The 2,915-nt window shown below is 64.6% G+C and carries 4 protein-coding genes; all 4 read left to right on the top strand.

All coding sequences use genetic code 11. The features are described 5' to 3' along the window. Nucleotides 1-175: 175 nt before the first annotated feature. From IAE39_RS29295 to IAE39_RS29310, 4 genes are read left to right on the top strand one after another with little or no spacing between them, the layout of a single operon-like run. Nucleotides 176-484: a PepSY domain-containing protein gene (locus IAE39_RS29295; RefSeq protein WP_016714736.1), complete on the top strand. Its 309-nt coding sequence runs from the start codon at nt 176-178 to the stop codon at nt 482-484. Beyond that, nucleotides 484-798: a PepSY domain-containing protein gene (locus IAE39_RS29300; protein ID WP_016485921.1), complete on the top strand. Its 315-nt coding sequence runs from the start codon at nt 484-486 to the stop codon at nt 796-798. Before IAE39_RS29295 ends, IAE39_RS29300 begins: the two co-directional genes overlap by 1 nt. Further along, a complete protein-coding gene (locus IAE39_RS29305; protein WP_201207940.1) occupies nt 799-1,467 on the top strand; it encodes a response regulator transcription factor in 669 nt (222 codons plus the stop codon). Beyond that, nucleotides 1,464-2,798 (top strand): ATP-binding protein, encoded by a 1,335-nt coding sequence (locus tag IAE39_RS29310; protein WP_201207941.1) that lies wholly within the window; start codon nt 1,464-1,466, stop codon nt 2,796-2,798. Before IAE39_RS29305 ends, IAE39_RS29310 begins: the two co-directional genes overlap by 4 nt. The last annotated feature ends 117 nt before the right edge of the window (nt 2,799-2,915 follow it).

Here is a 2,915-nt window from a genome sequence, read left to right on the forward strand (position 1 = left end):
CGTAGGAGCGGGTTTACCCGCGAAGCGCCGCGCGGGCGGCGCTCGATCTGACAGGCGCTGAAGATGTTGCGGTAATCGCGCTATCATCCCGCCAGCTGTTTTCAGGTTGAATTAAGGACCGCTGGTTAATCTTAACCCCGTAGACAACTTGCACAGTTCTCAGGAGAGAAGAACGATGAAAACCTTGACTGCCCTGTTCACCGCCGCCGCCCTTGCCCTGGGTGCCAATGCCGCCTTCGCCAAGGACGTGCAGCCCGATGAAGTGGTCAAACTGGTCAACGCCAAGACCATCAAGTCGCTGGACGAACTCAAGGCCACCGCCGTGGCCAAGCACCCGGGCGCCACCGTCACTGACTCGGAGCTTGAAGACGAGTACGGCCGCTACATCTACAAGGTCGAGTTGCGCGACACGCAGAACGTCGAGTGGGACGTGGCGCTGGACGCCAAGACCGGTGAAGTACTGAAGGACGAGCGGGACAACTGATGATCCACTTACCGCGGCCGGCGCGTTACCTTGCGCTGGCGCTGCTGGCCGTGTGCTCCCTGGCCGCTGCCCGCGACCTCGACCAGGACGAAGCCCTGAAGCTACGGCAGAAGGGCGTTATCCTGCCACTCGAACAATTGCTGGAAACCGCCCTGGGGCGTTACCCCGGGGCGCGTTTGCTGGAAGCCGAGCTGGAAGAGGACGATGATCGCTACGAATATGAAGTCGAGTTGCTGACGGCTGAAGGTGTGGTGCGCGAGATCAAGCTCGACGCCAGCACCGGCGCACTGCTCAAAGACGAGGAAGACGACTGAATGCGCCTGTTGCTTGTCGAGGACAACGTACCGCTGGCCGATGAGCTGATCGCCGGCCTGCAACGCCAGGGCTATGCCGTGGACTGGCTGGCCGACGGCCGTGACGCGGTATACCAGGGCCAGAGCGAACCTTACGACCTGATCATTCTCGACCTCGGCCTGCCAGGCTTGCCGGGCCTGGAGGTGTTGGCCCAGTGGCGTGCCGCCGGCCTGGCCACGCCGGTGCTGATCCTGACCGCCCGCGGTTCGTGGGCTGAGCGTATCGAGGGGCTGAAGGCCGGGGCCGATGACTACCTGAGCAAGCCCTTTCACCCCGAAGAGCTGCAACTGCGCATCCAGGCCCTGTTGCGCCGTGCCCGTGGCCTGGCCAACCAGCCGAGGCTGGAAGCGGCCGGCTTGCACCTGGACGAAAGCCGCCAGTGCGTCAGCCGTGATGGCGTGGATATCCAGCTGACCGCCGCCGAGTTCCGCCTGCTGCGCTACTTCATGCTGCACCCGCAGCAGATCCTGTCCAAGAGCCACCTGGCCGAGCACCTCTACGACGGCGAGACCGAGCGTGATTCCAACGTGCTGGAAGTGCACGTCAACCACCTGCGCCGCAAGCTCGGCCGCAGTGTCATCGAAACCCGCCGCGGCCAAGGCTACATCTACGCCGGGAGCGGCGAGTGAAGTCGATCCAGGCGCGCCTGAGCCTGGGCCTGGTTGCCGTGCTGGTGGTGGTCGGCGTGGTGCTGGCGCAACTGACCTTGTGGCTGTTCGAAGCCGGCCTGCAGCGCTACCTGGAGAACGGCCTGCGCAAGGAAAGCGAGAACCTGCTGGTGGCCCTGGTGCGCGGGCCGTCTGGTTTGCAGCTGGACGAACGGCGGATCTCGGCAGCCTATCAGCGGCCGTTCTCGGGTTACTACTTCCGCATCGACTTCGACAACGGCGCCCTTCAGCAGAACACCTGGCGCTCACGTTCATTGTGGGACCTGGATATGCCCAAGCCAGCCGTGCCGGGGCTTTCCGATAGCCATGAACTTGGCCCTGAAGGCCAGCAGTTGCTGGCTTTGCGCGCCGACTACCGGCGCCTGGGCCAGGACATTTCGATCAGTGTGGCGCAGGACTACTCACCGGTACGTGAAGGTTTCCGGCGCCTGCAGCAGATCGGCCTGGGCATGGGCCTGATCGCGCTGATCCTGGTGCTGGTGTTACAGCGCATTACCGTAACCCGTTCGCTACGGCCGCTGGAGCGGGCCCGCCAGCAGATTGCCCAGCTGCAGCAGGGCCAGCGTTCGCAACTGGATGCCGAAGTGCCCAGTGAGCTGGCGCCGCTGGTGGGGCAGATCAACCACTTGCTCAGCCACACCGAAGACAGCCTGCGGCGCTCGCGCAATGCGTTGGGCAACCTCGGCCATGCGCTGAAGACACCGCTGGCGGTGCTGCTGAGCCTGGCGTCCAGCGAGCGCCTGAAGGACTTGCCCGAGGTGCGCGCGCAGATGCGTGAGCAACTGGAGCAGATTCAGCAACGCCTGGCACGTGAGTTGAACCGTGCGCGCCTGGCGGGTGACGCGCTGCCGGGGGCGCAGTTCGATTGTGATGCCGAGTTGCCAGGGTTGCTCGGGACCTTGGGCATGATCCATGGCGAGGGGTTGCTGCTGGCCAGCGATGTGCCACCTGGGTTGCTGCTGCCGTGGGATCGGGAAGACGTGCTGGAACTGCTGGGCAACCTGCTGGACAACGCCTGCAAATGGGCGGACAGCGAAGTGCGCCTGGGGATTGCGTCGGATGCCGAGGGTTACCGGCTGTGGGTTGATGACGATGGGCCGGGTGTTCCCCAGGGGCAGCGGCAGCAGGTGCTGGAGCGCGGTTCGCGGCTGGATGAGCAGGTTGACGGGCATGGCCTGGGGCTGGGGATTGTGCGCGATATCGTCGAGGCTTGGGGTGGGCGGTTGGCGCTGTCGGAAAGTCGCCAGGGCGGGCTGCGGGTGATTATCGAACTACCGCGCAAGGCTCGGTAATCCAGGTGCCAAATCCCTGTGGGAGCGGGTTTATCGAGGCGTCGAACCGCCGCGAACACCGGCATAGCCGGTGCCATACACCGCGTCGCATTCTTCGCGGGTAAACCCGCTCCCACA

Source organism: Pseudomonas sp. S37 (genome assembly GCF_016658545.1).
In the GTDB taxonomy this organism is placed as follows: Bacteria; Pseudomonadota; Gammaproteobacteria; order Pseudomonadales; family Pseudomonadaceae; genus Aquipseudomonas.

What these genes read in the sequence shown, in the direction of transcription:
- IAE39_RS29295 (WP_016714736.1), top strand. Translation starts at nt 176, where the DNA reads ATGAAAACCTTGACTGCCCTGTTCACCGCCGCCGCCCTTGCCCTGGGT.
- IAE39_RS29300 (WP_016485921.1), top strand. Translation starts at nt 484, where the DNA reads ATGATCCACTTACCGCGGCCGGCGCGTTACCTTGCGCTGGCGCTGCTG.
- IAE39_RS29305 (WP_201207940.1), top strand. Translation starts at nt 799, where the DNA reads ATGCGCCTGTTGCTTGTCGAGGACAACGTACCGCTGGCCGATGAGCTG.